Origin of the sequence: Tsukamurella paurometabola DSM 20162 (genome assembly GCF_000092225.1) — a bacterium.
In the GTDB taxonomy this organism is placed as follows: Bacteria; Actinomycetota; Actinomycetes; order Mycobacteriales; family Mycobacteriaceae; genus Tsukamurella; species Tsukamurella paurometabola.
The window spans coordinates 825,906-849,341 of sequence record NC_014158.1 but is presented as its reverse complement, the minus strand read 5'-3'; the positions used below and the strand labels follow the sequence as shown (position 1 = coordinate 849,341).

Below are 23,436 nucleotides of genomic sequence, written 5' to 3'. Positions count from 1 at the left end.
AGCTCCTAAATGAGGTACTGGCTCAGTGCGCGGCGGACGAATCGGCCGTCGCCTTTGCGCCCGAGGTACTGGTGGTCATCGACGATCACCTTGCCGCGGGAGAGCACGGTGTCGACGTGGCCGTCGATCTCGAAGCCCTCCCAGGCCGAGTAGTCGAGGTTCATGTGGTGGGTCTTCTCGAGTCCGATCGACGTGTGGCCGTTCGGATCGTAGATCACGATGTCGGCGTCGGCCCCAGGAGCGAGAACGCCCTTGCGGCCGTACATTCCGAACATCCGCGCCGGTGTGGTCGAGGTGATCTCCACCCAGCGTTCCAGGCTGATCTTCCCCGAGACCACGCCCTGGTACATCAAGTCCATCCGGTGCTCGACCGAACCGATGCCGTTGGGGATCTTGGAGAAGTCTCCGATCCCCATGTCCTTCTGCCCCTTCATGCAGAACGGGCAGTGATCGGTGGACACCATCTGCAGGTCGTTGGTGCGCAGGGCCTGCCAGACCTCATCCTGATGGTGCTCGTGCTTGGACCGCAACGGCGTGGAGCACACCCACTTCGCGCCTTCGAACCCCGGTGCGCCGAGCTGATCCTCGAGCGAGAGGTACAGGTATTGAGGGCAGGTCTCGCCGTACACGTTCTGCCCCTGGTCGCGGGCGGCGGCGAGTTGCGCCACCGCCTGCTTCGCCGAGACGTGGACCACGTACAACGGCGCGCCGGTGAGTTGGGCGAGCATGATCGCGCGGTGCGTGGCCTCCTCCTCGAGCTGCCACGCCCGGGCGATGCCGTGGTAGTAGGGATCGGTCTTGCCCTGCGCCAGTAGTTGTTCGACCAGCACATCGATCGCCGGGCCGTTCTCGGCATGCATCATGGTGAGCAGGCCGGTATCGGCGGAGACCTGCATGGCCCGAAGGATCTGCGCGTCGTCGCTGTAGAAGACACCCGGATACGCCATGAACAGCTTGAAGCTGGTGATGCCCTCGTCCTGCAGACCGCGGATCGCCGACAGCGAGGCCGCGTTCACATCGCCGACGATCTGATGGAATCCGTAGTCGACGGCGCATTCGCCGCCGGCCATCTCATGCCAGGTGGCCAGCGAATCCTCCAGGCGCTCACCGAACTTCTGCACAGCGAAGTCGATGATCGTGGTGGTGCCGCCCCAGGCGGCCGCGCGCGTGCCGGTCTCGAAGGTGTCGGAGGCGTTGGTGCCGCCGAAGGGCATCGACATGTGCGTGTGCGCGTCGATCCCGCCGGGTATGACGTACTTGCCGGTCGCGTCGATCACGGTGTCCACCGTGGTCGCGAGGTCGCTGCCCAGGACCGTGGTGCCGGGTTCGAGCAGCGCGACGATACGCTCCCCGTCGACCAGGATGTCCGCCGCGCCACGGCCGGTGGCCGAGACCACGGTGCCACCGGTGATGAAGGTCGTCGTCATGGCGGCCGCCCTAGCGCGCCGGGATCGCGGTGTAGGAGTCCGGGCGGCGGTCCCGATAGAACTGCCAATCGTTGCGGACCTGACGGACCAAGCCGAGATCGAGGTCGCGGATCACGATCTCCTCCGTATCGGTCGAACCCGCATCGCCGACCAGGTTGCCGCGGGGGTCGACGAAGTAGGAACTGCCGTAGAAGGTGACCGCGAGATCGCCGAACTCGTCACTCTCCGTGCCGATCCGGTTATTGGCGGCCACGAAGTACTGGTTGGCCGCCGCGGCGGCCGGCTGCTCCAACTCCCATAGCCGATTCGATAGTCCGGGCTTGGTCGCAGACGGATTGAACACCAGTTCCGCACCGCCGAGGCCGAGTTCGCGCCAGCCCTCCGGGAAGTGCCGGTCGTAGCAGATGTACACGCCGACCTTGCCGACCGCGGTGTCGAACACCGGGTAGCCGAGGTTGCCGGGGCGGAAGTAGAACTTCTCCCAGAACCGGTCGAGGTTCGGAATGTGGTGCTTGCGGTACTTGCCCAGGTAGCTGCCGTCGGCATCGAGGACCGCGGCGGTGTTGTAGTACAGGCCGGGCATCTCCTCCTCGTACACGGGGAGCACGATCACCACACCCAGCTCCTTGGCGAGGGCGCCGAACCGCTCGGTCAGCGGGCCCGGCACCTGCTGGGCGTACTCGTAGTACTTCGCGTCCTCGACGATGCCGAAGTAGGGGCCGTGGAACAGCTCCTGGAAGCACACGATCTGCGCGCCGTCCGCCGCAGCCTGCCGCGCCAGCGCTTCGTGCTTGTCCACCATCGACGCTTCGTCGCCGGTCCACGTGGCCTGCGTGATGGCTGCCCTGATCACCGTCATCGTCTTCTCCGATCCGTCTCGACTACTTCTGATACTCTCCTGGGTAAACATTTCCCGAATATTTCAGTTGCGCGAGAGTATGTTACGGAGTGTGCCGCACCGCCGCGCCGAAGGAGGCGAGATGGATAAATCTCCGGCCGACCCCCCGCGTCCCACGCCGGCCATCCACATCGACGACCCCTCGCCCGCCGGGATCGCCGGCGCGATCGCGCGGATGATCAACACCGGCGAACTACTGCCGGGCGACCGGCTCCCGACGGTGCGCACCCTCGCCCGGGAGCTGGGCGTCTCACCGGCGACGATCAGCCACGGGTGGCAGGCACTGGCACGGTCGGGCCTCGTCGTATCACGAGGCCGCAGTGGCACTTTCGTCGCTGACGGAGCCGCCCGGCGTCCGGCCCCATCATCGAGGACGGGTGCCATGGCGGGCCGGCACGGCGATGTGCGATGGGATCTGTCCCTCGGTGCACCCGATCCGCAGTTGCTCCCGGAGATCGCACACTCGCTGGCCGCCGTGGCTCGCCGGGGCGAAACCACGAACTATCACGAGCATCCGGTGGTGCCCGAACTCGGGGCGCTCCTGAGCGCCACCTGGCCGACCACCTCGGAAGCCCTCACCATCGTCGACGGTGCGCTCGATGCGGTGGTGCGCGCGCTCGATGCCACCACGCGCTACGGCGACCGGGTGATCGTGGAGAACCCCACCTTCCCGCAATTCCTCGACCTCGTGGAGATCAACGGCCTCGAGGCCCTCCCCGTCGAACTCGACGACGAGGGCGTCCGGCCCGACGCGTTCGCGCGCGCCCTCGCCCAGGGACCGTCCGCCGCGATCATTCAGCCCCGTGCGCACAATCCCACCGGGCGATCGATGTCGCCGGACCGCGCGAAGGAACTCGTGCGCCTGCTCCGCGGCAACTCCCAGTGCATGGTGATCGAGGACGACCACTCCGGCTCGGTGGTCACTGCGCCGGACCTCAGCCTGGGGCGCTGGATCCCCGATCGGGTGCTGCACATTCGCAGCTTCTCCAAATCGCACGGACCGGATCTGCGAATCGCCGCCATGTCCGGTCCGGCCGAGGTGATCAACCGCGTGGTGACGCGGCGCTCACTCGGCCCCGGCTGGACCCCGCGGATCCTGCAGCGCCTGCTGTACGACCTGCTCTCCGACGCCACCGCGGAGCGCACGGTCGCCCGGGCCCGCGAACAGTACCGCCGGCGTCGGGACGCGCTGCTCCCCGCACTCGGGGGGATCGACGCCGGCGTGGCGACGGCCGAGGGCCTGAACCTGTGGATCCCCGTCGACGACGAACGGCGCGCCCTGATCCACCTGGCGGCGGAAGGCATCCGGGTGGCTCCCGGAACCCCGTTCGTGGTGGGAACGCCGGAGACGGACCATATCCGGGTCACGATCGCACCGCTCGACACCGAGTTCGACGATGTCGGGCGTGCCGTGGCCACCGCCGCGGCCCCGTTCAAACGCGACGAGTTCTACGCGCTGCGCGGCCTGTGAGTCCCGGTCCGGTCTAACCGACGACGCCGTTCGCGATCGCCGCACCCGCCGCGATCCACACGACCAGGACGGCGAGCAGACCCCCGGCGCAGAACCACCGCGCGACGGGGGTGCGGCGGTACAGATACAGCACGGGCGCGGCACCCGCGGTGCCGAGGGCGAGCAGCGCGACGCCCAGCCACACGTTGACCAGCATCACCGCCAGGAAAAGCGCGGACAGCACCGGACCGCCCAGCAGGGCGACGAGCACCGCTACCGCGGCGCCGGTGTACCAGACCGTGAAGCGCACACCTTCACTGTGACATGCATTCGTACAGGGCGACGGCCGTCGCAGTCGCAACGTTGAGCGAGTCGGTACCGCGGTGCATCGGGATCGCGGCCCGGACATCGGCGGCGGCCAGCATCTCGGCGCTCAGACCGGGTCCTTCGGCGCCCACCACGAGCGCCACCCGCTCGGGTCGCCCGGCCAGCGCCTGCGCCACGGTCGACTCACCCGACGGGGTGAGTGCGACGGTGCGGAATCCGCGCTCGGCGAGCAGGGCCAGCCCGTCACCCGGCCAGCCGGCAGCGGGCAGATGCGCGAAGGGCACCAGCAGGACGTGGCCCATGGACACCCGGACGGCCCTGCGGTACAGCGGATCCGAGCATCGAGGACCGAACAGCACCGCATCGGCGCCGAGCGCGGCGCAGTTTCGGAAGATCGATCCCAGGTTCTCGTGATCGTTGACGCCCTCCAGCACCACCACGATGCGCGCCTCGTCCAACAGGCGTGCCGGATCGAGCGGCGCGGGGCGCTCGGCGGCGGCGAGGACGCCGCGGTTGAGGTGGAAACCGACGACCTCCGCCATGAGGTCGGCGGTCACCGCGTAACGCGGCACCGCCGGCGCCTGGCCCGCGAGCCGGTCGAGTTTGGGTGCGGTGCCCATGATCGCGTGCGGCGCGAACCGGGAGGCGAGCATGCGCTCGACCACCGGGACTCCTTCGGCGAGCACGACTCCGCGGGTGGTATCGGGCCGCTTGTCGGCGGTCGACAAATCTCGGAAGTCGTTGAGCCGCTCATCATTCGGATCTGCAATGGGATAATTCGGTTGCACCGCCACGTCTCCAGCCTAGTATCGATCCACGTGATCGAGATCCGTACCGCGACCGAGGCCGACTGGCCCGAGATGTTCGCCCATGATGTCCGCTCGTTCGGCTCGCCCTTCGAGGCCGAGGCCGCGGACATCCTCCGCCGCACACTCGACCTGGACCGGTTCGTAGTGGCGCGGGACACCGAGGACGGTGCGCTGGCCGGTGTCGCCGGTTCGTTCGCCCTGACCCTGACGGTGCCCGGCGGCGCACAGCTCGCGGCACCGGGGGTCACCTGGGTATCGGTCGCGCCCAGCCACCGCCGGCTCGGCGTATTGCGGATGATGCTCGACGAACTGCACGAGCGGTACGCGGCCGAGGGCGCCGCAGTGGCGATCCTCACCGCCAGCGAGGGCACCATCTACGAGCGATTCGGCTACGGCACCGCGAGTTTCGTCGACGAGGTGACGATCGACCGGCGCACAGCGCGACTGCGAGCGCCGGCGCCCGGGCCCACCCGGACGCGGGCCCTGGAAGCCGGTGCGGCCAAGGCCCGGATCGAGGACCTGTACCGGCGCTGGCACGCCACCACCCCGGGATCCGTATCGGCGGAACAGTTCTGGGAGCTGTTCCACGCCGATCCCGAGTGGGCACGATGGGGCGGTTCCGCGCGGCGTTACCTGGTGCACCCGGACGGCTTCGTGACGTACCGGGTAGACGAGAAGGACCGTGCGGAACTGCGCGATGTGAAGGCGCTCACCGACGCCGCGGCTGCCGACCTGTGGCAGACGGTGCTGGGCCTGGACATCTTCGACCACGTGACCGCCGATCTCCCGGCGGATCATCCGCTCCGCGAGATGCTGGTGGACTCGCGCTCTGTGAAGACCACCGCGCGCAAAGACGAGCTGTGGCTCAAGTTCATCGACCTACCCGCCGCGCTCGAAGCACGCACCTACGACCGGGACGGCGATCTGGTGCTCGCCGTGGACGGCGCCGGGTACCGGCTGCGGATCGCGGACGGGGTCGCCCGGTGCTCACCCTCGGATGCCGAGCCCGTGGCGCGGCTCTCAGGGGCCACGCTGGCCGGGCTGTACCTGGGCGCCACGGCGCCGAGCACGATGGCCGCGGCGGGCCGGATCGACGGCGACTTCCGCGCACTGTCGGTGTTCCGTACTGAACGGCAGCCGGAACTCGGTACGAGTTTCTGACGCGTAAGAGATATCAATGCCAGTTGCCTTATTGGTACGTACCAATAACTGGTGCGTACCAATTACTGCACAAGGATTGTCTTTACCGTGCGAACGTTTTCATCCCACGAATTCACACTGTGCCGCATTCATTGACCCGGCGGGTTAATCAGGCCTGGGACTCCTCGCCTGCGATCAGGCGGTTAAGAATGCTGACAGCCCCGTCCAAGGTCTCCCGCTCGGCGGGGGTGAGCTCGTCGAGTTTGCCCCGCAGCCAGGCCTCGCGGGCGCGCGCCTCGCCAGTGATCACCTGTTCACCCTCTTCCGAGAGGCTGACGATCACCTGGCGGCCGTCCGTCGGGTGCGGCGCACGCCGGACGAGGCCGAGGTCGGCCAGGGAAGCGATCACCCGCGTCATCGACGGCGGCTGCACCCGTTCACGGGCGGCGAGCTGCCCCGGAGTCAGCGGCCCGTCGTTCGCGAGCGCGTTCAATGCGGAGAGTTGCGTCAGCGAAACCAGGGAGTCACGCCGCCGCCCACGCAGATGGCGCGCGAATCGCACGGTGGCAAGAGACAGATCACCGGCGAGACGGTCGTCATTATCAGTCACGGCGCTAGAGTACATCCGACAGAATGTTTTGTGCGCATGAACCCCGAGGAGAATGTCATGGACGGCACGTCCGGTTCCGCGGAAGAAGCCGTCAGCGCCCCCGAACTTCCGCGATCCCTCACCGAACCGCAACCCGTTGTGATCGCCGGAACGGTACTCTTCGCCATTTCTCTGGTGATCACGCTGATCGCTCGCGACACCTTCGGCGCGGCGTGGATCGTCTGCGCCTGCGGAGTGGGCGTGGGCCTGCTCGGCGCGGCCGTGCTCACGGCCCAGCGGCGGGCGGCGCTGCGCGGGGACCGCGGCGCACAGCGCGGCCTGACCTGATCTCCGGCGCCATCCGCTGCGCGACCAGCAAACCCGCCGCCACCAGGGCGGCACCGATGAACCAGCCGGCGAGCACGTCGGTGAACCAGTGCGCTGCGAGATACACCCGGCTCAGGCCGATGGCCACCGAACCCGCCCCGGCGACGAGCAGCGGCCACCGCCGTCCGGTGAGCGCGGTGGCGGCCACCGCGAGGCACCCCAGTACCACCATCGAGTTCAGCGCATGCCCCGACGGGAAGCTCAGCGAGTCGATCTCGATGAGCCGCGGCGGGATGGCCGGCCGCTCCCTGCCGAAGGCCAGTTTCGTGACGAACATCACTCCCCAACCCGCGAGCGAAGTCGCGCCACAGTAGGCCGCCCAGGCGTAGCGACGCAGTCGCAGCAACACGAGCACACCGATGGTTGCGATTGCGATCAGCGACACCGTGTTTCCGAACGTCGTCACCACCCGCACCGCGGCGGTGAGGCCGTCGGTGCGGATCGCGACGACGGCATCGAGCACGCCGGAGTCGACCGGGTTCGGCCACTGGTCGGTCATCGATCCCCCGTCCGAATGGCGGCGATGTGCAACACGCCGGCCGCGTCGATCCAATACGGAACGGCGTACTCGGCGGAATCCGTCCGGACGGTCAGTTGTTCGTGCACTTCGATTTCCGGCGCCTCCGGGAGCTCACCGAGCAGCTGCGCGAGGGTGGCACCGGGGTGCATACCGCGGACGAACCGTTCCCCGCGGCCGACGACCTCCGCCCGGTACCGCTCGCTCGCCAACGGCAGGTCGAGCGACTCGGCGAGATCGGCCGCCTGCTCGATGCCACCGAAAACCATGGGAACGCCCAGGAACCGGAACTGCGGCCGGTCGAGCACCGCCGCGTCCCGTGCCGGCACCAGGGCGCCGTCCACCGTGCGCACTCGTTCCGGGAGCGCGGCCACGTGCCATCCGGCGATGCCGCGGTGCGCCGCCGCGACCACACCCGGCACGGGAGAGCGGGACGGATCGGCCATGGCGTCGGCGAGGGTCTGGGCGTCCGCATCGGAACGGACGCCGGTGAACAGCGCGGCGCGCAGGCGTCCGGCGTCCGGGTGCGTGCACGGATCGAGCAGGCCGGCGAACGTCTCGTCGTCGGGTGAGCGCAGCCGGCCCAGCGCGGTGTGGCCGTGCAGCCACCAGGCGGTGTAACCGGCCGGATCATCGAGCACCCCCGGCAGCTCCGCGAGCAACGCCAGTGCAGGCTCCCAGTGCTCCACCAGGTCCAGATCGCGGACGGCGATCAGTTCCCTCGGTTCGGCGGGCAACTGGTCCCACCACTGCTCGGCACCGTCCAGCGAGGGATCGGGGCCCTGCGGGTATTCCTCGCGCAGCACGCCGAAGCTCCATCCCACACCGATCGCACGCAGCGCGGTGGCCGAGTACCGCGCCGCGAAACCGGGATCGACCGTGCCGTAGGGATGGTCGTCGCCGAGCACGGCACGCAGCGGCGCATCGGCCGCGAGCAGTTCGTCGGCCGGGGCCAGTTCGCCGTCGGTGTCCGGCACCGGGAGCACGCCCAGCCATGCCGGACCGTCCGCGATCCCCTCGCCGGCGCAGGCGAGCACCGCCTCGGTGAGCGCGAGATCGTCGTCGGTCGCCCCTACCGCCCAGTCGATCCGGTCCACCTCGGCGCGCAGCGCGGGATCGGCGAGCAACTCGGCCGCGGTGCCGCGCCGCGCGCCGATCCGGTCGAGCAAGGGGTGTGCCGCAGCGGGGTGCACCACCCTCGCCCAGGTAACGGCGGCGAGGGCCTCGGCGTCGCGGCGATCGGCCGCGATCACCGCGCCGCGAGCACCGGTCACCACGCGGCCGTCGGCCAGCGGCACCGGCAGTGCGCCGAGCTCGTCGACCGGGAGCCGGGCATCCTCGAGCGCCGTGTACACCTGTGCGTACCAGGCGGGGTCGCGATCACGGGGCAACGCATCCGCGACATCGGCGGCGGTCAGTTCCCGCACCCCGAGCGACGCGAGCCGCGCGGCATCGGGCGCCGACGACAGCTCCGGCCCCACCAGGGGCAGAGCGTCGCGCAGCACCTCGAACAGCTCGTCGGTGAGACCGGGCAGCACCGCAGCGCGGTCGGGCCGCACCCCGCCGGGTAGCCACGGGCGCACCCGCAACTCGGCCTCGACGGCCGCGCGGAGGGCGGCATCGACCGGCCCGGCGGGCGGACGGCGTGGGGGCAGCAGGCCCATCGGATCCGGCTGCGCCGCCACGAATTCGGCATACCCCTGCGCCGCCCGCGCGATATCGGCGTCCGGGTGCAGCCGGCGCCGGTCCACCGTGGTGGGCAGATCGGCGATCACCCGCACGGGCAGGGTCAGCGGCTCGTCGGTGCGGGTCGGCGAATGCAGCCGGGTCTCGTCGGCGCCCCGCACCCAGCGGGCGTGCGGGCCCCTGCCGGTGGGCAGATCGGGGGCGGTGAAGCGCTCCCCCGCCACCGTGATGGTGGTCAGCGCCGGCAGATCCAGCAGCAGATCCGATGCCTCGGCGGCGAACTCCGCCACCAGCTCGCCACCCGCACCGAAGAGCACCACCTCCGTGTCGAATCCATCCGCCGGGGGCTCCTCGCACGGATAGGGCAGGCGCAACGCCGCCACCTCGTCGCGGCCGGCATCGGCCGCGGAGCGGGCCGCGGAGAATTCGATACCGCCGCCGGCAGAGCGGATCTGCACGTGATCGGTCACCGTGAGCACGGCCGCGAATCCCACCCCGAACCGACCGACCGCCGCACCGTCGGACTTGGGCGAGACCCGCAGCGCGGCCAGCGACCGAACGCCGGCAGCCGACAGCGGGGCACCGGTATTGGCGACGTGCACACCGTCGGCGGCAGCCCACACGGACAACTCCCCGGGCGCCGATGCCGCGGTCGCCGCATCGGCGGCGTTCTGCGCCAGCTCGACTGCTACCCGATCGCGATACCCGACGGTCACCAGATCGCGTTCGGTCGCGAGGTCCTCGGCGGCACGGGTGGGCGAATCACGCCAGGCGGCCAGTGTCGCGGCCCGCAGTTCGGCGGTGCCGAAGCGATCGGCGGGACGAACGGAGGGCACGCTAGGCCCGCTCGGCGGGCACCTTCTCGACCGCACCGTCGTCGTACGGCTCGTAGGCGGGGCTGCCCTGGCCCGACGGGGCCGGGACGCTCGAGTGCGCGCCGCATCCGTAGTGCGCGTGCACCACGTGGCCATCGGCGGAGAACTCGTTGCCACAGACTCCGAAGGACGCCCGCAGCGCACCGGCCAGCGGCAGGTAGAACGCACAGTCACCGCAGTGGTACCGCGTGGAGCGGGCCATCTCGGAATCAGGGCCGTACGGTCCCAGCGCCCAGCGTTCCGCGGCGTCGACCCGGCCCACGCGGCTCATCACGCGCTCGAGGTTCACGCCGATCTCACCGGCCACCGCATCGGCCTCGGGATCTCCGGAGAGCAGATAGCCGGGCTCGATCCGCGGATCGTCCTCCCGCGGCGGGAGCACATCTCCCGGATGCAGATCACCGGCGCGGACGCGCTGATCCCACGGCACCCATTCGGGCGCGGTGAGCGAGTCCGGTCCCGGCAGCAAGGCGGTCTCGGAGACGGTCGGCTCGCCGCCGGGGGTGGCGGCCAGCACGGCGCACCACTGCCAGCCCCGGTAGGCGGGGAGATCGGCCTCGAAATAGTGGGCCACGGCGAACTCGTCCTCGACGACGGTCGCGACGTGCGCGCCCACGGCTGCACCCTCGTCGGCCTCCAGCGCGGCGCGCGCGAGGTCGACCGCGGCGCCGGACTGCAATGCGGAAGTCACGCCCAAAGTGTGCCGTATCCGAAGCCCCGGTCGGCAACAGGGGCGGACGGGGGCACCGGCGCGTGTCGGCGGCATACGGAACAATGGGTGGAGTGAGCGGTCATCCGGGGCAGCAGCACTATCCCCCCGACGAGCCCCGGAGGCGTCCGGGGCCGGTTCCCCGTGCCCGGGTGGGCGCACCGTCGGGCGACGCGGCGCACGAGAACGCCGAGACCGGCCCGGCCCGGCCGCAGTACCGCACCAACCATCACCTACCGCCCCTCGACGAGACCCCGACGCCCAGCGAGCGCCGCGCCGCCGAGGAGGAGCAGCGGCGCGTGCCGCGCAAGATCACGGTGACTCGGGTGGCCGCGATGCGCAGCCGCGAGATCACCGAGGCCGGCATCAAGAAGTGGCACCGGGTCACCAAGGCCGACGGTGCCGACAAGTCCGGCCTCACCGCGCTGACCTATCCGGTGATCCTCAACAACGCCGTCGACGCCGCGCTCATGGTCGCGCTCGCGAACACCCTGTTCTTCGCCGCGGCCCAGGCCGAGTCCAAGTCGAAGGTGGCGCTGTACCTCCTGGTGAACATCGCCCCCTTCGCGGTGATCGCCCCCTTCATGGGGCCGCTGCTGGACCGGATCCAGCACGGCCGCCGAGTGGCGCTCGCGGCCAGCTTCGGCATCCGGGTGGGGCTCGCCGTGCTGCTCATCACCAACTGCACCTACGACTCGATCGCGAACACGGTGAACTTCGATCCGTGGGTGCTCTACCCGTGCGCGCTCGGGATGATGGTGATGAGTAAATCCTTCTCGGTACTCAAATCCGCGGTCACCCCCCGCGTGCTACCACCCCAGATCGATCTGGCCCGGGTGAACTCGCGGCTCACCCTGTTCGGGTTGGTCGTGGGTTCCGGTGTGGGTGGCGCGATCGCCGCCGCCGCCGAGTTCGGCCTGGGCCGCTCGCTGCACATGCCCGGCGCGATCCTGGTGCTCATGGTGTTCGCCGTGGCGGGCGCGGTGATGTGCATGCGGATTCCGAAGTGGGTGGAGAGCACCGCGGGCGAGGTGCCCACCACGATGACGTACACGGGCGCGATCGATCGCGAGGACACCGGCGGCCGCGCGAGCCTGGGCGCCGCGTTCAAGAATCTGCGGGTGCCGCTCGGCCGCAACGTGGTCACCGGTATCTGGGGCAACACCACGATCCGTGTGCTCACCGGCTTCCTCACCCTCTACATCGCGTTCTACTCCAAGGCGCAGCAGGCGTCCGGTACCGAGGCCTTCACCGCGCTGGCCATGGTCGGCGCGGTCGGTGCCGCGGCCGGCGTGGGCAACTTCATCGGCAACGGCATCGGTGCCCGGATGCAGTTGCCGCGGCCCGCGCGCATCGTCGTGCAGGCCACCATCGCGGCGACCGTCGGCGCGATCTTCGCGGCGGCGCTGTCGAACCTCGTGGTCATCACCGCCATCACGTTCCTCGCCTCGGGCGCCTCCGCGATCGGCAAGGTCTCGCTCGACGCTTCCATCCAGGACGACCTGCCCGACGAGTCGCGCGCCTCGGCCTTCGGCCGTTCGGAGACGGCGCTCCAGCTCGGATGGGTCGGCGGTGCGGCACTCGGCGTGTTGCTACCGCCTACTCTGTGGATAGGCTTTGCGACTGTAGCGGCCATCATGGTGGCGGGCACCGTCCAAACGGTGCTCACCTATCGAGGCGGGTCCCTGATCCCGGGCCTCGGCGGGAAGCGGCCGGAACACATCCCACCCACGATGAACGGGGACTAGATGATCAAGCCCAGCCGGAACCTGGTGATCGGCGGCGCGGTGTTCCTCGTCGCGGTGGCGGTGCTGTTCGCTTTCACCATCAACGCCGCTGTCACCAAGAACCAGGAGCCCGCGCCTCGGCCGGCGCTGAGTGCAGCGTCCGAAGGCACATTGCTCAAGGTCGCGCCCCTGCAGTACTGCGATGCCGAGGCGAATCCGCCGTCCTGCGACACCCCGGCGCGGCCCACGCGGCTCGCGGTCGAGCCCGGCAAGGCCATCGTGATCTCCCTGCCCGACTACATCACCGACCGCCCCTGGGACGTGACCATCCAGCGGTTCGACACCACCACGGGCAAGGCCTCGCTGGAGACCCGCACCCACGTCAAGCCGACCGAGGCCACGCTGGTCCTCAAGTCCACGGACCAACTGATCCTGGGCGCCGTCGAGATCCGCGTACCGTCGCCGGTGCAGGATGCGTTCGGCAATCTGGTCGCGCAGGCGGTGTGGGGTATCGACACGCTGCCCGACGGCCTGGTCGCCAACCAGAAGCAGTAGCAATGGACGAGGCCGAATGGGTCACCATCGCCGCGGCATCGCTATTGTTCCTGGTGCCGATCGTCGCCGTGATCGTGGTGAAATACCGGCAGAAGAAGGGCCTGTGGCGGGGCGGATTCCAGTCCTTCGATGACCCGAACAATCCGGCCCGGCAATTCAACGACCCGCCACCGCCGTCGCCCGACCGGGCGAACGTGCGGCGGCGTGACGAGTAGCTAGGAGTCGAGCTCGCGGGCGATCTCGCGGAGCACCTTGGCGATCTGCTCCGAGGCCTTGCGGTCGGGATAGCGCCCCTTGCGCAGCTCCTGCTGAACGCTGCCGTCCAACAGTTGGATCATGTCCTCGATCATGCCGTGCAATTCGTCCGCCGGGCGCCGGTTCGCGGCCGGCCGGCGGGTGCGTTGAGCCGCGCCGCCGCGCGCCACGCTCGGGGCGGGCTCGAGCACCGTCACGGTCAGCGCCTGCGGGCCTCGCCGGCCCGCGGCCATGCTGAACTCGACGCGCTGGCCCTGCTTGAGCTCATCGGTCCCGCTCGGCAGCGCGGACGATCGGACGTATACGTCCTCGCCGCCCTCCTGCGATAGGAAGCCGAAGCCCTTTTCCGCGTCGTACCACTTGACCTTGCCGGTAGGCACCTTGTCACCTGCTCCTGCGTACTGAACAACAAACGCGCCCCGCGATGACGAGGCGCAACTGTTCTAGTCTAGCTGTGTGGGCAAGTGGGAATCGGTTGTGGTGACGGTGGCGGCGATCCTGTTCGGGATCGGGCTGATCGCGCTGGCCGCGTTGTTCCTCACTCCGCTGCTCGACCACGGCGTGACCGCCCCGACCTGGGTGTACGCACTCACACCACTGGCACCGGTCGGTTTCATCGCCGGCGTCGTGGGTGTCGTGCTCGGCAACATCGCCGGGGACAAGGACGACTGAGGCCCCGGTATGGCTTCTCCCACCTCCGTCCCGACCGGCAGCACCTCCACCGGGAATCTGGTCGACCGCTATGGCCGCATCGCGCGGGACCTGCGGGTCTCGCTCACCGACCGATGCAATCTGCGCTGCACCTACTGCATGCCCGCCGAGGGCCTGCAATGGCTGGCCTCGTCGCATGTGCTCGGCACCGATGAAGTGCAGCGGCTGATCGGCATCGCGGTGCGCGATCTGGGGATCACCGAGATCCGGTTCACCGGCGGCGAGCCGCTGCTGCGCGCCGACCTCGCGGCCATCGTGGCGCATGCCGCCGCGCTGGAGCCCCGGCCGGAACTGTCGATCACCACCAACGGCCTCTCGCTCACCCGGCACGCGGAGCGACTGGCGGCGGCGGGTCTGGACCGGGTGAACGTCTCGCTCGACACCGTCGATCGCGATACGTACGCACAGGTCACCCGGCGCGATCGACTCGATGACGCCCTCGCCGGCCTGCGCGCCGCCGCCGATGCCGGGCTCACCCCGGTGAAGGTGAACGCGGTGCTCGGCCCCGGACGGATCGCCGACGCCCGGCCACTGCTGCGGTTGTGTCTCGAGGCCGGTTACGAATTGCGGATCATCGAACAGATGCCGCTCGATGCGGGACACACCTGGCAGCGCTCGTCGATGATCACCGCGGGCGACGTCCTGACCGAGCTGGGCCGGGAGTTCGAGCTCACTCCCGACGGCGCGCCCCGCGGCAGCGCACCCGCCGAGCGCTATCTGGTGGACGGCGGACCGTCGACCGTGGGGGTCATCGCCTCCGTCACGCGGCCGTTCTGCGGCGACTGCGACCGGGTCCGATTGACGGCCGACGGCCAGATCCGTACCTGCCTGTTCGCGACCGAGGAGACCGACCTGCGGCCACTGCTGCGCGGTGGCGGCTCGGACGCCGAGATCGCCGATGCCTGGCGGACGGCGATGCTGGGCAAGCAGGCCGGTCACGGCATCGACGACCCGGCCTTCCTGCAACCGCCCCGCCCGATGAGTGCGATCGGCGGCTGAGGGGTGCGGATCCGCTACTTCGCCGCCGCTCGGGCGGCGGCAGGCGTCGATGAAGAGGTCGTCGACGTTCCCGCCGGTGCCTCGGTGTCCGATATCGCCCGATTGCTCGGCGAACGCCATCCCGATCTCGTGACCGTCCTGAGACGGTGCAGTTACCTCCTCGACGAGGTCGCGGTCCGCGATGTGAACGCGCAGGCGAACGGCGTGATGATCGATGTGCTGCCGCCCTTCGCGGGCGGCTGACGAACCGCGTGACTTCCATCACAGTCGTAAATCACGAAGCGGTAACGGTTGGGCAACGCCCAGGATTCTGCTAGCGTCGCGGACGGTCATAGCAGCAGCTCGGACCGGATGGAGCAACCAGTTTCATCTCGCGTTCGTACCGAACAGATCCTTGCAGGCACGAGAGATGGGAAAACCCCTCAGCATGTCCGGTCGCCACCGTAAGCAGTCCACCACCGGCCGCACCGCAGCCAAGGTCGCCGCCACCGGCGCCCTCCTCGGCGGTGCCACCCTCGCCTTCTCGGCGCCCGCGGCGAACGCCGCGCCCGACTCCCAGTGGGATCAGGTCGCCAAGTGCGAGTCCGGCGGCAACTGGTCGATCAACACGGGTAACGGCTACCACGGCGGCCTGCAGTTCAGCCCGTCCACCTGGAGCGCCTACGGCGGCCAGAAGTACGCTCCCACCGCGAACCAGGCCAGCAAGGCCCAGCAGATCGCGATCGCGGAGAAGGTCCTCGCGGGCCAAGGTAAGGGCGCATGGCCCTCGTGCGGAACCGGCCTCGGCGCGGCGACCCAGCGCGACGTTCCCACCGAGTCGGCCGCCTCTCCGGCCAAGCCGGCCGTTCAGAAGCCGGCCGTCCAGAAGCCGGCCATTCAGAAGCCCGCCGCCCAGAAGCCCGCCGCCCAGAAGCCCGCTGCCCAGAAGCCGGCCGCCCCGAAGCCGGCCGTCAAGCCCGGTCAGTCGGTCAACGCGGCCTACATCCAGCAGGTCATCTCGCAGGCGCAGAACGGTGGCCAGCAGGTCGACCCGGCCGTGCTGGCGATGCTGCAGCAGGCTGCCGCCAAGGGCTACTGACCCCGGCACGCATACCGACCGAACGGGTCGACGGCTCCGGCCGTCGACCCGTTCGTCGTTGTGGGCACGGCCCACGGGCGGAGAATCGCCGCGACTCAGCCCAGGATCTCGGGTAACCGCTCCGGGAAGGTCGCGAGTTCGGGCAGCGCCTGACTGCGTCGAGCGAACCGGCGGGCGTTGCGGCCGTAGCTCGGATCGGCGAGCACCTTCTCGGTGGCCGCGGCCAGCTCGCCGGCGGTCACGGTCCACGGATCGAGCACGATCCCGGTGCCCAGCCTGTCGGCCTGTACCGAATTGAGCGGATGGTCTCCGAACAAGGGCAGCAACACCATCGGGACACCGGACTGCAGGGCCTCGCGGACGCCGTTGAAGCCGCCGTGCGTGATGAAGGCATCGCAAGTGTTGAGAACGGTCTGCTGGTCCACGAAGTCGGTGAGCACCACGTTCGGCGGCGGAGTGCGCACCTCGTGTCCGCCCGTGGCGACCACGGCGTACACGTCGAGTGATCCGAGCGCCTCGACGATCCGGTCGACGAGGTCCGTCGCGGCACCCAGTGAGGGCGCGACGGAACCGAGGCTCACGAGCACGAGCGGCCGGTCCGCGGGAAGGTCCGCGATGGCCGGATCCAGCGGTGCGAACGTCCGCGGCCCGGGTCGGAAGCAGTGGATCCCGGGCACGTGCTGCTCGGGCGGGTAGAAGTCGAGCGGAGTCTGGGCGATCCGCGGGCCCTCGGTGGCCGCGGCCGCGGGCGGCAGTCCGTGCAGTGAGCGCACCTCGTTCAGTACGTCCAGCACGCCGGGAAGCGAGGCGTCGAACATCGGGGCCACCTCGAGCGGCAGTTGCGGACAGCCCAGCACCTCGGCGGCGAGGTAGCCGCCGAACTCGGTGTTGTCGCGCACGATGAGGTCCGGAACGTCTCCGCTGAGTCGTTCGATCAGCGCACCGGCGCCGCGATGGCCGATGACGCCGATGAACGCGCGGGCGGATCGCCGCGGCGCGGCGGCGGTGAACCCGGTGAACGGGTACGGCTCCGCCGGCGGGACGTAATCGCGGACGGAGAAGTCGTCCTCACCCAGCGCCGGATCCGTGGCGATCTGCGCCATCGTCGGGATGCCGTCGAGCGCGAGCACGTCGAGCCCGTACCCGGCGACGATATCGCGGCCGTCCGCAGGCACGGCGACCGTGACGTCGTGCCCGGCGGCGCGCAGCGCGGACGCCGCGGGGAGGACGAACGGAACCAGATGGGAATAGCCGGCGATTCCCGTGACCAGAATCTTCACATTGCTAAGCATAGGCGAGTCGGACCCGGCGCGCCCAGGCCGATCAGGCGCAGCCGACCCATTCGTCGGTGCCGTCGGCGAACATCTGGTGTTTCCACACGGGCAGCGCCTCTTTCACCGCGTCGACCAGCCGCGCGCAGGTGGCGAAGGCCGCCGCCCGATGATCGGCGGAGACGGCGACCACGAGGGCGGCGTCACCGATCGCGAGCGGCCCGACCCGATGCGAGACCGCGACGGCGCGCACTCCCTCGGCCGCGACCGCTTCGCGCTCGACCACCTCGGCGAGGACACGGGCGGCGGTCGGATGGGCGGAGTACTCCAGCCGGGTCACCCCGCGGCCTCCGTCATGATCGCGGACGGCGCCGATGAAACCGACCACGGCGCCGGCCTCGGCGCGGGCGACCGCCGCCTCGTGGGACGGCAGGTCGATCGGGTCGCCGGTGACCTCCGCAAGCACCACGTCAGTCATGGTCTCCTCCAGGGATCTGATCGAGTGCGTGGCCGAGTACGCCGTCGAGGACGCCGAGGCCGTCGCGGACGCCGCCGGTGGAGCCCGGCAGGTTGACCACGAGGGCACTCCCGGCGATACCGGCGAGGCCGCGACTGAGCACGGCGGTCGGGACGGCGGGCAGGCCCGCGGTGCGGATGGCATCGGCCAGCCCCGGGATCTCGCGGTCGAGTTCGGGCCGGGTCTGTTCGGGGGTGCGGTCGGTCGGAGTGAGACCGGTACCGCCGGTGGTGAGGATCAGGGCGTCACCGCGGGCGACGGCGGCACGGATCGCGGCGCCGACCTCGTCGCCGTCGGGCACCACGACGGGGCCGGTCACGCCGAGGCCGCGCTCGACGAGCCACTCGACGATGAGCGGTCCGGTGCGGTCCTCGCGCTCCCCGGCGGCGGCGCGTGTGGAGGCGACGATCACCGTCGCGCTGCGGCTGGCCGCCGCGGTGTCGGTCCGGTCAGTCATCACGCGACCAGCTGCCGGTCTTGCCGCCCTCCTTGGTGAGGACGCGGATATCCGTGAGAACGGCGGCGGGGTCGATCGCCTTGACCATGTCATGCAGGGTGAGTCCGGCGACGGCGACGGCGGTGAGTGCCTCCATCTCGACGCCGGTGCGCCCGGTGCACTTCACCGTGGCGGTGATCGCGATCTCGGCACCGCCGGGTTGGAGGTCCACCTGCACACCGGTGACCGGTAGTGGATGGCACAGCGGTACCAGATCGGGAGTGCGCTTGACACCCATGATGCCCGCGATGCGAGCGGTGGCGAGGACGTCGCCCTTGGCCACCGCGTTCGCGGCGATCTTCTCGATCACCTCGGCGGTGGTGCGGAACACCCCGGCGGCCACCGCGGTGCGCGCGGTGGCGTCTTTCCCGGTCACGTCGACCATCCGGGCCGCCCCGGCCTCGTCGACGTGCGTCAGGTCCACGTCAGCGATTGATGCGCGTGCTCGGGTGCACGTAGGGGATGTGCGCCTGCGGGAAGGCGACATCGCCGAACGGCGACAGCGCGCCGACCAGCGGGGCGGCGAACTCGGACACCGCGTGGTCACCTTCGGCCGCGGGCCAGCCGTTGTCGACGTAGCCGGCCTTCTTCTTGTCGTTCGTGGTCTCAGACACGTCGCTATTCTGACATGCCCCGCCCTCTAGGCTGTATCGGTGAGCAGTAATACCGCCTCGACGGCCCCGGCGGCCCTCCTCGCGGAGTGGCTCCGCGGGCGGGACGATGCCCACATCACGGCACTGCTCGACGCCCGCCGCGATGTGGCCACTCCGGTCCCCGCGGGCTTCGGGGTGCTGTCCACCCGCTTGCTCAGCCCGGCGTCGCTGGGCCGGGTCGCCGAACGGCTCGACCTCCTCGATCTGGCCGTTCTGGAGCTGGTTCTGGCCGACGGCGGCACCGTCGACACGCTCGCCCGATCCCTGCGCGGACGGGCGCTGAAGAAGCAGGTGAGCGACTCGGTGGCGAAGCTCACGCGCCTGGCGTTGATCTGGGGCGAGGTGGAGCTGCGCACGGTGCCCGCCGTCCGCGAGGCGATGCCGTGGCGCACGGCGCAGCTCACCGTCGACTACCCCGAACCGGCCGAGCTGCCGGATCCCGGAACCGAGGAGCGAGCGTTGCTCGACCGGCTGGCCGAGGGGTCGCCGCTGGGCCGGACCGCCGCCGCGGCGCCGGGCACCTCTCCCGATCACCCGGTGCAGCGACTGCTGGCCGCGGGCCTGCTCATCCGGGTCGACCATCAGACGGTGGAGCTGCCGTGGGAGGTGCGAGCCCTCCTGCGCGGCGAACTCCCGCTGGGCGCATCGCTCAAGCCGCCCGCACTCGACGGTGCGCCCGTCGCGGGACTCGACGGCGCCGGTGCGGTCGCCGCGCTGGAGTTGCTGCGGCATGCCGACGAGGTGATTGCGGTGCTGGGGCAAGCACCGGCGGCGCGGGTGAAGGCCGGCGGCATCGGTATTCGCGAGGTGCGCCGGGTGGCGAAAGCCGCGGATCTGCCCGAGGAGCGGGCGGCGTTACTGCTGGAGCTGCTGGCGGCTGCGGGACTCATCGCCGAGGGCGAGCTCGTGGACAGTGACGATTCGGTGTTCGCGCCCACGGTGTCGGCGGATGAGTGGCTGCGGGCCGAGCCCGCCCCGCGGTGGGCGGTGCTGGCGCGCACCTGGCTGGAGTTGCGCCGGCAGCCGGCGCTGATCGGTACGCGGGGCGAGGAGGGAATCGTCGGGCCCCTGCATCGGGCCGCCCGGAGTTCGGTTGCGCCGCAGGATCGCCGGGCGGTGTTGGAGGCGCTCGCCGGCGCACCTGACGGGACCGCTCCCCCGCTACCGTCGGTGCACGCAGCGGCGCGGTACGTCCATCCGTCCTGGTATCGGCGACTCACGCTGGAGGCGATCGCGGGGATCTTCGACCAGGCGCAGGCGGTGGGGCTGGTGGCTGGGGGCGCGCTCACGGCGGCCGGGCGGGCGGCGCTGTCCGGATCGGATCTCGACGCGGCGATGGCGGCGGCGCTGCCGAAACCGGTGGAGGAGTTCCTTCTCCAGGCCGATCTCACGCTCACGATCCCCGGTCCCACGACCCACGGCTTCGCGGAATCCGTTGCACTGGTTGCCGATCTGGAGTCCGCGGGCGGCGCGGCGGTGTATCGAGTGACGGATGCGTCGGTGCGGCGGGCGCTGGACGCGGGGCGGACCGCCGCGGAGATACACGCCTTCTTCGCCGCGCATGCGGTGACGCCGGTGCCGCAGGGCCTGACCTACCTGGTCGATGATGTGGCGCGGCGGCACGGCGCGCTGCGCGCGGGGATGGCGGCGTCCTTCCTCCGGTCCGACGATCCGGCGTTGATCACGGCGGTCTTGGCCTCCCCGGTGGCGCAAGCATTGGCACTGCGGTCGGTGGCGCCCACGGTCCTGGTCTGCCAGTCCCCGCTCGCCGATCTGGTGGCGGGGCTGGCAACGGCGGGGTTCGCTGCGGCGGCAGAGGATTCGCGGGGCGTCGTGGTGGACCTGCGGCCGAACGCGATCCGGTTCCCGATACCGCGCCCGCGTCCTCCGGCGGCACAAGCCACGCTCGAGCAACTGCGGCAGGCGGCGGAGCAGATCCGACGGCAGGACTCTCCCGTCGACGAGCCGCGGACGACGGGACCGGAGTTGATGGCGCTGCTGCAATCCGCGGCGGGAGACGGACGCAGCGTGCGGCTGGGCTATGTGGACGCGAACGGCGTGTACACCCGGCACGTGGTGGTGCCCGAGTCGGTGCGGCACGGCCAGCTCACCGCGGTCGACGGATCTGCACCCCGCAGGTTCGCCCTGCATCGTGTGACCACTGCGGAGTTCGTCGACTGAGTCACACCAGCTCGCCGCGTTTTCGGGTGAGGTAGGCGCGCTCGGCCGGATTTCCCGCCGCGGCGATCGCGGCCTCGTAGTCGACCTTCGCCTCGGCGGTGCGCCCGAGCCGGCGCAGCAGGTGCGCCCGCGTCGCGTGCCACGCGTGATAACCGTCCAGCGGCAGTGGATCGACCAGGGCGAAGGCCACCTCGGGCCCGTCCAGCTCGCCTACCGCGATGGCCCGGTTGAGTGCGACGATCGGCGACGGGTCGATCGCGATCAGCTGATCGTAGAGCGCTACTACCTGGGAATAGTCGACCGACTCGGCGCTCGGGGCGTCGGTGTGAACGGCGCCGATCGCGGCCAGAATCTGATACCGGCCGGGGCGGTTGATGTCGAGACACTCGCGGACCAGGCGGTGGCCCTCGGCGATGACGGCGCGATCCCAGCCCGCGCGATCCTGTTCGTCGAGGGGTACCAACTGGCCGCCGCGGACGCGCGCTTCGCGGCGGGCGTCGGTGAGCAGCATCAGCGCGAGCAGACCGGTCACCTCGGGGTCGTCGGGGAGGAGATCGCGGAGCAGGCGCGCCAGCCGGATCGCCTCCGCGGTGAGGTCGGTCCGGAGGGGCTCACCGTCTCCGGTAGCGAGATATCCCTCGTTGAACACGAGGAAGAGCACCGTCAGCACGCCGTCGAGCCGGGCGGGGAGGTCGGCGGCGTCGGGGATGCGGTACGGGATGCGAGCGGCGGCGATCTTCTTCTTGGCCCGAGTAATGCGTTGCCCCATCGTGGTTTCGGGCACCAGGAAGGCACGCGCGATCTCTGGCACCGTCAGGCCGCCGAGCAGGCGCAGAGTCAGAGCGACCCGGGACTCGGGAGCGAGTGCCGGGTGGCAGCAGGTGAAGACCAAGCGCAGACGGTCGTCCTCGATCGCGCCGATCGGTTCGGGGTCGGAGTCGTCGTGGATCATCGCAGCCGCCCTGTGTTTGGCATCGCGGTGGTTCTCGCGCCGGATCCGGTCGATCGCGCGGTTGCCCGCGGTGGTGGTGAGCCAGGCGCCGGGGTTCGGCGGGATACCGGAGGTGGGCCATTTGTCCAAGGCGGCCAGGATCGCCTCGCCCGCCGCTTCCTCGGCGATGGTGATGTCGCCGAAGCGGCGCACGAGCGAGGCGATGACCCGGCCGTACTCCTCGCGGAAGACCCGCTCGAGCGCGATGCTGGAGTCGGTCACGCCAGCCCGTCGAAGGCGCGGACCTCGACGGTGCCGCCGCAGGCCTTGGAGCCCTCGGCGGCGAGCCGCAGCGCGACGTCGAGGTCGGGGGCGTCGATCACCCAGAAGCCGCCGATCAGCTCTTTCGATTCGAGGTACGGGCCGTCGGTGATGATCGGCTTGTCGCCGCGCCCGTCGACGACGGTGGCGGTGGTCGCCTCGGCGAGCCCTCCCGCGAATACCCAGTAACCGTCGGCCTTGAGCTGCTCGTTGAAGGCGTCGGTGCGCGCGAACGCCTCCTCCATCGCCTCCTTGGTGCCGTAGTCGCCGAAGTCGCCGCGCTCGACGGGGCCGTGTACGGAGAGCAGGTAGTGCGTCATGATCTTGTTCCTCTCGGTCGTCGGGCGGTCCGGTGGCCGCCCTTCACCCTCACTACGAACGCTGGCGTACCGATACGACACCACCCCGGGAAAGTTCTCGCAGCGGCGATGTCGAAATCCGTCGGCCCCGTTCGTGGAAGGGGTAGGACGCGCCCGCCCGGGCACCGTCACCACCGCTGAGGAGCACGCCATGATCACCGCCACCGCACCCGCCCGCACCGACAGCCTGCCCGTGTGGAAGCACGGGGTCGCCGCCGCCGTCGCCGCGTCGGTCGCTACCACCGTGATCGCCGCGGTCGCGTCCGCCGCGGGCGTCACCTTCGCCGGGCCCGACGGTTCCGCCATCCCCCTGCTCGGGTTTGCGCAGCTCACGATGATCTTCTCGCTGATCGCCGTGGGCATCGCCGCCGTGCTGGCGCGGCGCGCGCGGCACCCGCGCTCGACCTTCGTGCGCACCTGCGTGGTGCTGCTCGTGCTGTCCGTCGTGCCCGATGTGACCTTCGGCTTCGACGTCGCGTCGGCCGCGGTCCTGATCGTCACGCACGTGGTCGCGGCCGCGATCGTCGTGCCCACGGTCGCGAGTCGTCTCGCCCTCAATTAATTGACT

General features: G+C 70.3%; 28 protein-coding genes. 12 read left to right on the top strand and 16 right to left on the bottom strand.

What is annotated here, in order from left to right:
- Positions 1-5: 5 nt before the first annotated feature.
- Both hydA and TPAU_RS04145 read right to left on the bottom strand, forming a co-directional pair.
- A complete protein-coding gene (gene hydA / locus TPAU_RS04150; protein WP_013125516.1) occupies positions 6-1,427 on the bottom strand; it encodes a dihydropyrimidinase in 1,422 nt (473 codons plus the stop codon).
- A gap of 10 nt (positions 1,428-1,437) precedes the next feature.
- Positions 1,438-2,286 carry a nitrilase-related carbon-nitrogen hydrolase gene (locus tag TPAU_RS04145; RefSeq protein WP_013125515.1) on the bottom strand — a complete coding sequence of 283 codons (849 nt, stop codon included), beginning with the start codon at positions 2,284-2,286 and terminating at the stop codon, positions 1,438-1,440.
- A 121-nt stretch (positions 2,287-2,407) separates the two neighbouring features.
- Here TPAU_RS04145 and TPAU_RS04140 point away from each other — a divergent pair, with 121 nt between their 5' ends.
- Positions 2,408-3,796 (top strand): aminotransferase-like domain-containing protein, encoded by a 1,389-nt coding sequence (locus TPAU_RS04140; RefSeq protein WP_013125514.1) that lies wholly within the window; start codon positions 2,408-2,410, stop codon positions 3,794-3,796.
- Between the two features lie 13 nt (positions 3,797-3,809).
- Here TPAU_RS04140 and TPAU_RS04135 read toward each other — a convergent pair whose 3' ends face one another.
- Entirely contained in the window at positions 3,810-4,085 is a 276-nt protein-coding gene (locus tag TPAU_RS04135; RefSeq protein ID WP_013125513.1) for a DUF2537 domain-containing protein, read from the bottom strand.
- 4 nt (positions 4,086-4,089) lie between these two features.
- Positions 4,090-4,890 carry a TrmH family RNA methyltransferase gene (locus TPAU_RS04130; RefSeq protein ID WP_013125512.1) on the bottom strand — a complete coding sequence of 267 codons (801 nt, stop codon included), beginning with the start codon at positions 4,888-4,890 and terminating at the stop codon, positions 4,090-4,092.
- A 30-nt stretch (positions 4,891-4,920) separates the two neighbouring features.
- On the opposite strand from TPAU_RS04130, the gene TPAU_RS04125 reads away from it, so the two are divergent.
- Positions 4,921-6,072 carry a GNAT family N-acetyltransferase gene (locus tag TPAU_RS04125; RefSeq protein ID WP_013125511.1) on the top strand — a complete coding sequence of 384 codons (1,152 nt, stop codon included), beginning with the start codon at positions 4,921-4,923 and terminating at the stop codon, positions 6,070-6,072.
- 148 nt (positions 6,073-6,220) lie between these two features.
- Here TPAU_RS04125 and TPAU_RS04120 read toward each other — a convergent pair whose 3' ends face one another.
- A complete protein-coding gene (locus tag TPAU_RS04120) occupies positions 6,221-6,676 on the bottom strand; it encodes a MarR family winged helix-turn-helix transcriptional regulator (protein WP_013125510.1) in 456 nt (151 codons plus the stop codon).
- Positions 6,677-6,718: 42 nt separating this feature from the next.
- On the opposite strand from TPAU_RS04120, the gene TPAU_RS04115 reads away from it, so the two are divergent.
- Positions 6,719-6,988, top strand: a complete 270-nt coding sequence (locus TPAU_RS04115; RefSeq protein WP_013125509.1) for a DUF2530 domain-containing protein — start codon at positions 6,719-6,721, stop codon at positions 6,986-6,988.
- Here TPAU_RS04115 and TPAU_RS04110 read toward each other — a convergent pair.
- From TPAU_RS04110 to TPAU_RS04100, 3 genes are read right to left on the bottom strand one after another with little or no spacing between them, the layout of a single operon-like run.
- The gene (locus tag TPAU_RS04110) at positions 6,927-7,526 is read right to left on the bottom strand and encodes a phosphatase PAP2 family protein (protein ID WP_013125508.1); all 600 of its coding nucleotides are present in this window, start codon (positions 7,524-7,526) and stop codon (positions 6,927-6,929) included. The two genes, TPAU_RS04115 and TPAU_RS04110, sit on opposite strands and share 62 nt — an antisense overlap.
- Complete coding sequence (locus TPAU_RS04105) at positions 7,523-10,066, bottom strand: sacsin N-terminal ATP-binding-like domain-containing protein (RefSeq protein WP_013125507.1); 2,544 nt, start codon at positions 10,064-10,066, stop codon at positions 7,523-7,525. Before TPAU_RS04105 ends, TPAU_RS04110 begins: the two co-directional genes overlap by 4 nt.
- A 1-nt stretch (position 10,067) precedes the next feature.
- On the bottom strand, positions 10,068-10,796 hold the full coding sequence (locus TPAU_RS04100) for a DUF3027 domain-containing protein (RefSeq protein ID WP_013125506.1): 729 nt from the start codon (positions 10,794-10,796) through the stop codon (positions 10,068-10,070).
- Between the two features lie 83 nt (positions 10,797-10,879).
- On the opposite strand from TPAU_RS04100, the gene TPAU_RS04095 reads away from it, so the two are divergent.
- From TPAU_RS04095 to TPAU_RS04085, 3 genes are read left to right on the top strand one after another with little or no spacing between them, the layout of a single operon-like run.
- Positions 10,880-12,562 (top strand): MFS transporter, encoded by a 1,683-nt coding sequence (locus TPAU_RS04095; protein ID WP_013125505.1) that lies wholly within the window; start codon positions 10,880-10,882, stop codon positions 12,560-12,562.
- Positions 12,563-13,096 carry a DUF2771 domain-containing protein gene (locus TPAU_RS04090; RefSeq protein ID WP_013125504.1) on the top strand — a complete coding sequence of 178 codons (534 nt, stop codon included), beginning with the start codon at positions 12,563-12,565 and terminating at the stop codon, positions 13,094-13,096. It abuts the gene before it with no gap.
- 2 nt (positions 13,097-13,098) lie between these two features.
- Complete coding sequence (locus TPAU_RS04085) at positions 13,099-13,311, top strand: hypothetical protein (RefSeq protein ID WP_013125503.1); 213 nt, start codon at positions 13,099-13,101, stop codon at positions 13,309-13,311.
- Here the strand turns inward: TPAU_RS04085 and TPAU_RS23690 are convergent, their stop codons facing one another.
- Entirely contained in the window at positions 13,312-13,731 is a 420-nt protein-coding gene (locus TPAU_RS23690; RefSeq protein ID WP_013125502.1) for a cold-shock protein, read from the bottom strand.
- Between the two features lie 76 nt (positions 13,732-13,807).
- Here TPAU_RS23690 and TPAU_RS04075 point away from each other — a divergent pair, with 76 nt between their 5' ends.
- The 4 genes from TPAU_RS04075 to TPAU_RS23685 all read left to right on the top strand — a co-directional run bounded on the left by TPAU_RS04075 (position 13,808) and on the right by TPAU_RS23685 (position 16,139).
- Positions 13,808-14,023: a hypothetical protein gene (locus TPAU_RS04075; RefSeq protein ID WP_013125501.1), complete on the top strand. Its 216-nt coding sequence runs from the start codon at positions 13,808-13,810 to the stop codon at positions 14,021-14,023.
- 9 nt (positions 14,024-14,032) lie between these two features.
- Positions 14,033-15,061: a GTP 3',8-cyclase MoaA gene (gene moaA / locus TPAU_RS04070; protein WP_013125500.1), complete on the top strand. Its 1,029-nt coding sequence runs from the start codon at positions 14,033-14,035 to the stop codon at positions 15,059-15,061.
- 3 nt (positions 15,062-15,064) lie between these two features.
- Positions 15,065-15,304 (top strand): MoaD/ThiS family protein, encoded by a 240-nt coding sequence (locus TPAU_RS04065; protein ID WP_013125499.1) that lies wholly within the window; start codon positions 15,065-15,067, stop codon positions 15,302-15,304.
- 184 nt (positions 15,305-15,488) lie between these two features.
- Entirely contained in the window at positions 15,489-16,139 is a 651-nt protein-coding gene (locus tag TPAU_RS23685) for a transglycosylase family protein (RefSeq protein ID WP_041944276.1), read from the top strand.
- Between the two features lie 95 nt (positions 16,140-16,234).
- Here the strand turns inward: TPAU_RS23685 and TPAU_RS04055 are convergent, their stop codons facing one another.
- The 5 genes from TPAU_RS04055 to TPAU_RS04035 are packed head-to-tail and all read right to left on the bottom strand — an operon-like array spanning position 16,235 to position 19,037.
- Positions 16,235-17,419 carry a glycosyltransferase gene (locus TPAU_RS04055; protein ID WP_049825763.1) on the bottom strand — a complete coding sequence of 395 codons (1,185 nt, stop codon included), beginning with the start codon at positions 17,417-17,419 and terminating at the stop codon, positions 16,235-16,237.
- A gap of 43 nt (positions 17,420-17,462) precedes the next feature.
- Complete coding sequence (locus tag TPAU_RS22840) at positions 17,463-17,888, bottom strand: molybdenum cofactor biosynthesis protein MoaE (protein WP_013125496.1); 426 nt, start codon at positions 17,886-17,888, stop codon at positions 17,463-17,465.
- A complete protein-coding gene (locus TPAU_RS22835) occupies positions 17,881-18,384 on the bottom strand; it encodes a MogA/MoaB family molybdenum cofactor biosynthesis protein (protein WP_013125495.1) in 504 nt (167 codons plus the stop codon). The genes TPAU_RS22840 and TPAU_RS22835 overlap by 8 nt, the downstream gene beginning before the upstream one ends.
- Positions 18,377-18,847, bottom strand: a complete 471-nt coding sequence (gene moaC / locus TPAU_RS04040) for a cyclic pyranopterin monophosphate synthase MoaC (protein WP_013125494.1) — start codon at positions 18,845-18,847, stop codon at positions 18,377-18,379. The genes TPAU_RS22835 and moaC overlap by 8 nt, the downstream gene beginning before the upstream one ends.
- A gap of 1 nt (position 18,848) precedes the next feature.
- Entirely contained in the window at positions 18,849-19,037 is a 189-nt protein-coding gene (locus TPAU_RS04035) for a hypothetical protein (RefSeq protein WP_013125493.1), read from the bottom strand.
- Positions 19,038-19,076: 39 nt separating this feature from the next.
- Between TPAU_RS04035 and TPAU_RS04030 the strand changes: the two genes are divergently transcribed.
- The gene (locus TPAU_RS04030; protein ID WP_013125492.1) at positions 19,077-21,257 is read left to right on the top strand and encodes a helicase-associated domain-containing protein; all 2,181 of its coding nucleotides are present in this window, start codon (positions 19,077-19,079) and stop codon (positions 21,255-21,257) included.
- A 1-nt stretch (position 21,258) separates the two neighbouring features.
- Here the strand turns inward: TPAU_RS04030 and TPAU_RS04025 are convergent, their stop codons facing one another.
- Together TPAU_RS04025 and TPAU_RS04020 are read right to left on the bottom strand one after the other, a co-directional pair.
- Complete coding sequence (locus TPAU_RS04025) at positions 21,259-22,470, bottom strand: RNA polymerase sigma factor (protein ID WP_013125491.1); 1,212 nt, start codon at positions 22,468-22,470, stop codon at positions 21,259-21,261.
- A complete protein-coding gene (locus TPAU_RS04020; RefSeq protein ID WP_013125490.1) occupies positions 22,467-22,829 on the bottom strand; it encodes a YciI family protein in 363 nt (120 codons plus the stop codon). Before TPAU_RS04020 ends, TPAU_RS04025 begins: the two co-directional genes overlap by 4 nt.
- Positions 22,830-23,019: 190 nt before the next feature.
- On the opposite strand from TPAU_RS04020, the gene TPAU_RS04015 reads away from it, so the two are divergent.
- Positions 23,020-23,430: a DUF6069 family protein gene (locus TPAU_RS04015; protein ID WP_013125489.1), complete on the top strand. Its 411-nt coding sequence runs from the start codon at positions 23,020-23,022 to the stop codon at positions 23,428-23,430.
- Positions 23,431-23,436 lie beyond the last annotated feature (6 nt).

Bases quoted from the DNA above. Each gene is read 5' to 3' on its own strand.
- TPAU_RS04020 (WP_013125490.1), bottom strand. From the start codon at position 22,829: ATGACGCACTACCTGCTCTCCGTACACGGCCCCGTCGAGCGCGGCGAC.
- TPAU_RS04115 (WP_013125509.1), top strand. From the start codon at position 6,719: ATGGACGGCACGTCCGGTTCCGCGGAAGAAGCCGTCAGCGCCCCCGAA.
- TPAU_RS04090 (WP_013125504.1), top strand. From the start codon at position 12,563: ATGATCAAGCCCAGCCGGAACCTGGTGATCGGCGGCGCGGTGTTCCTC.
- TPAU_RS04120 (WP_013125510.1), bottom strand. From the start codon at position 6,676: ATGTACTCTAGCGCCGTGACTGATAATGACGACCGTCTCGCCGGTGAT.
- moaA (WP_013125500.1), top strand. From the start codon at position 14,033: ATGGCTTCTCCCACCTCCGTCCCGACCGGCAGCACCTCCACCGGGAAT.
- hydA (WP_013125516.1), bottom strand. From the start codon at position 1,427: ATGACGACGACCTTCATCACCGGTGGCACCGTGGTCTCGGCCACCGGC.
- TPAU_RS04015 (WP_013125489.1), top strand. From the start codon at position 23,020: ATGATCACCGCCACCGCACCCGCCCGCACCGACAGCCTGCCCGTGTGG.
- TPAU_RS04145 (WP_013125515.1), bottom strand. From the start codon at position 2,286: ATGACGGTGATCAGGGCAGCCATCACGCAGGCCACGTGGACCGGCGAC.
- TPAU_RS04085 (WP_013125503.1), top strand. From the start codon at position 13,099: ATGGACGAGGCCGAATGGGTCACCATCGCCGCGGCATCGCTATTGTTC.
- TPAU_RS22840 (WP_013125496.1), bottom strand. From the start codon at position 17,888: ATGACTGACGTGGTGCTTGCGGAGGTCACCGGCGACCCGATCGACCTG.
- TPAU_RS22835 (WP_013125495.1), bottom strand. From the start codon at position 18,384: ATGACTGACCGGACCGACACCGCGGCGGCCAGCCGCAGCGCGACGGTG.
- TPAU_RS23685 (WP_041944276.1), top strand. From the start codon at position 15,489: ATGTCCGGTCGCCACCGTAAGCAGTCCACCACCGGCCGCACCGCAGCC.
- TPAU_RS04095 (WP_013125505.1), top strand. From the start codon at position 10,880: ATGGGTGGAGTGAGCGGTCATCCGGGGCAGCAGCACTATCCCCCCGAC.
- TPAU_RS04140 (WP_013125514.1), top strand. From the start codon at position 2,408: ATGGATAAATCTCCGGCCGACCCCCCGCGTCCCACGCCGGCCATCCAC.
- TPAU_RS04110 (WP_013125508.1), bottom strand. From the start codon at position 7,526: ATGACCGACCAGTGGCCGAACCCGGTCGACTCCGGCGTGCTCGATGCC.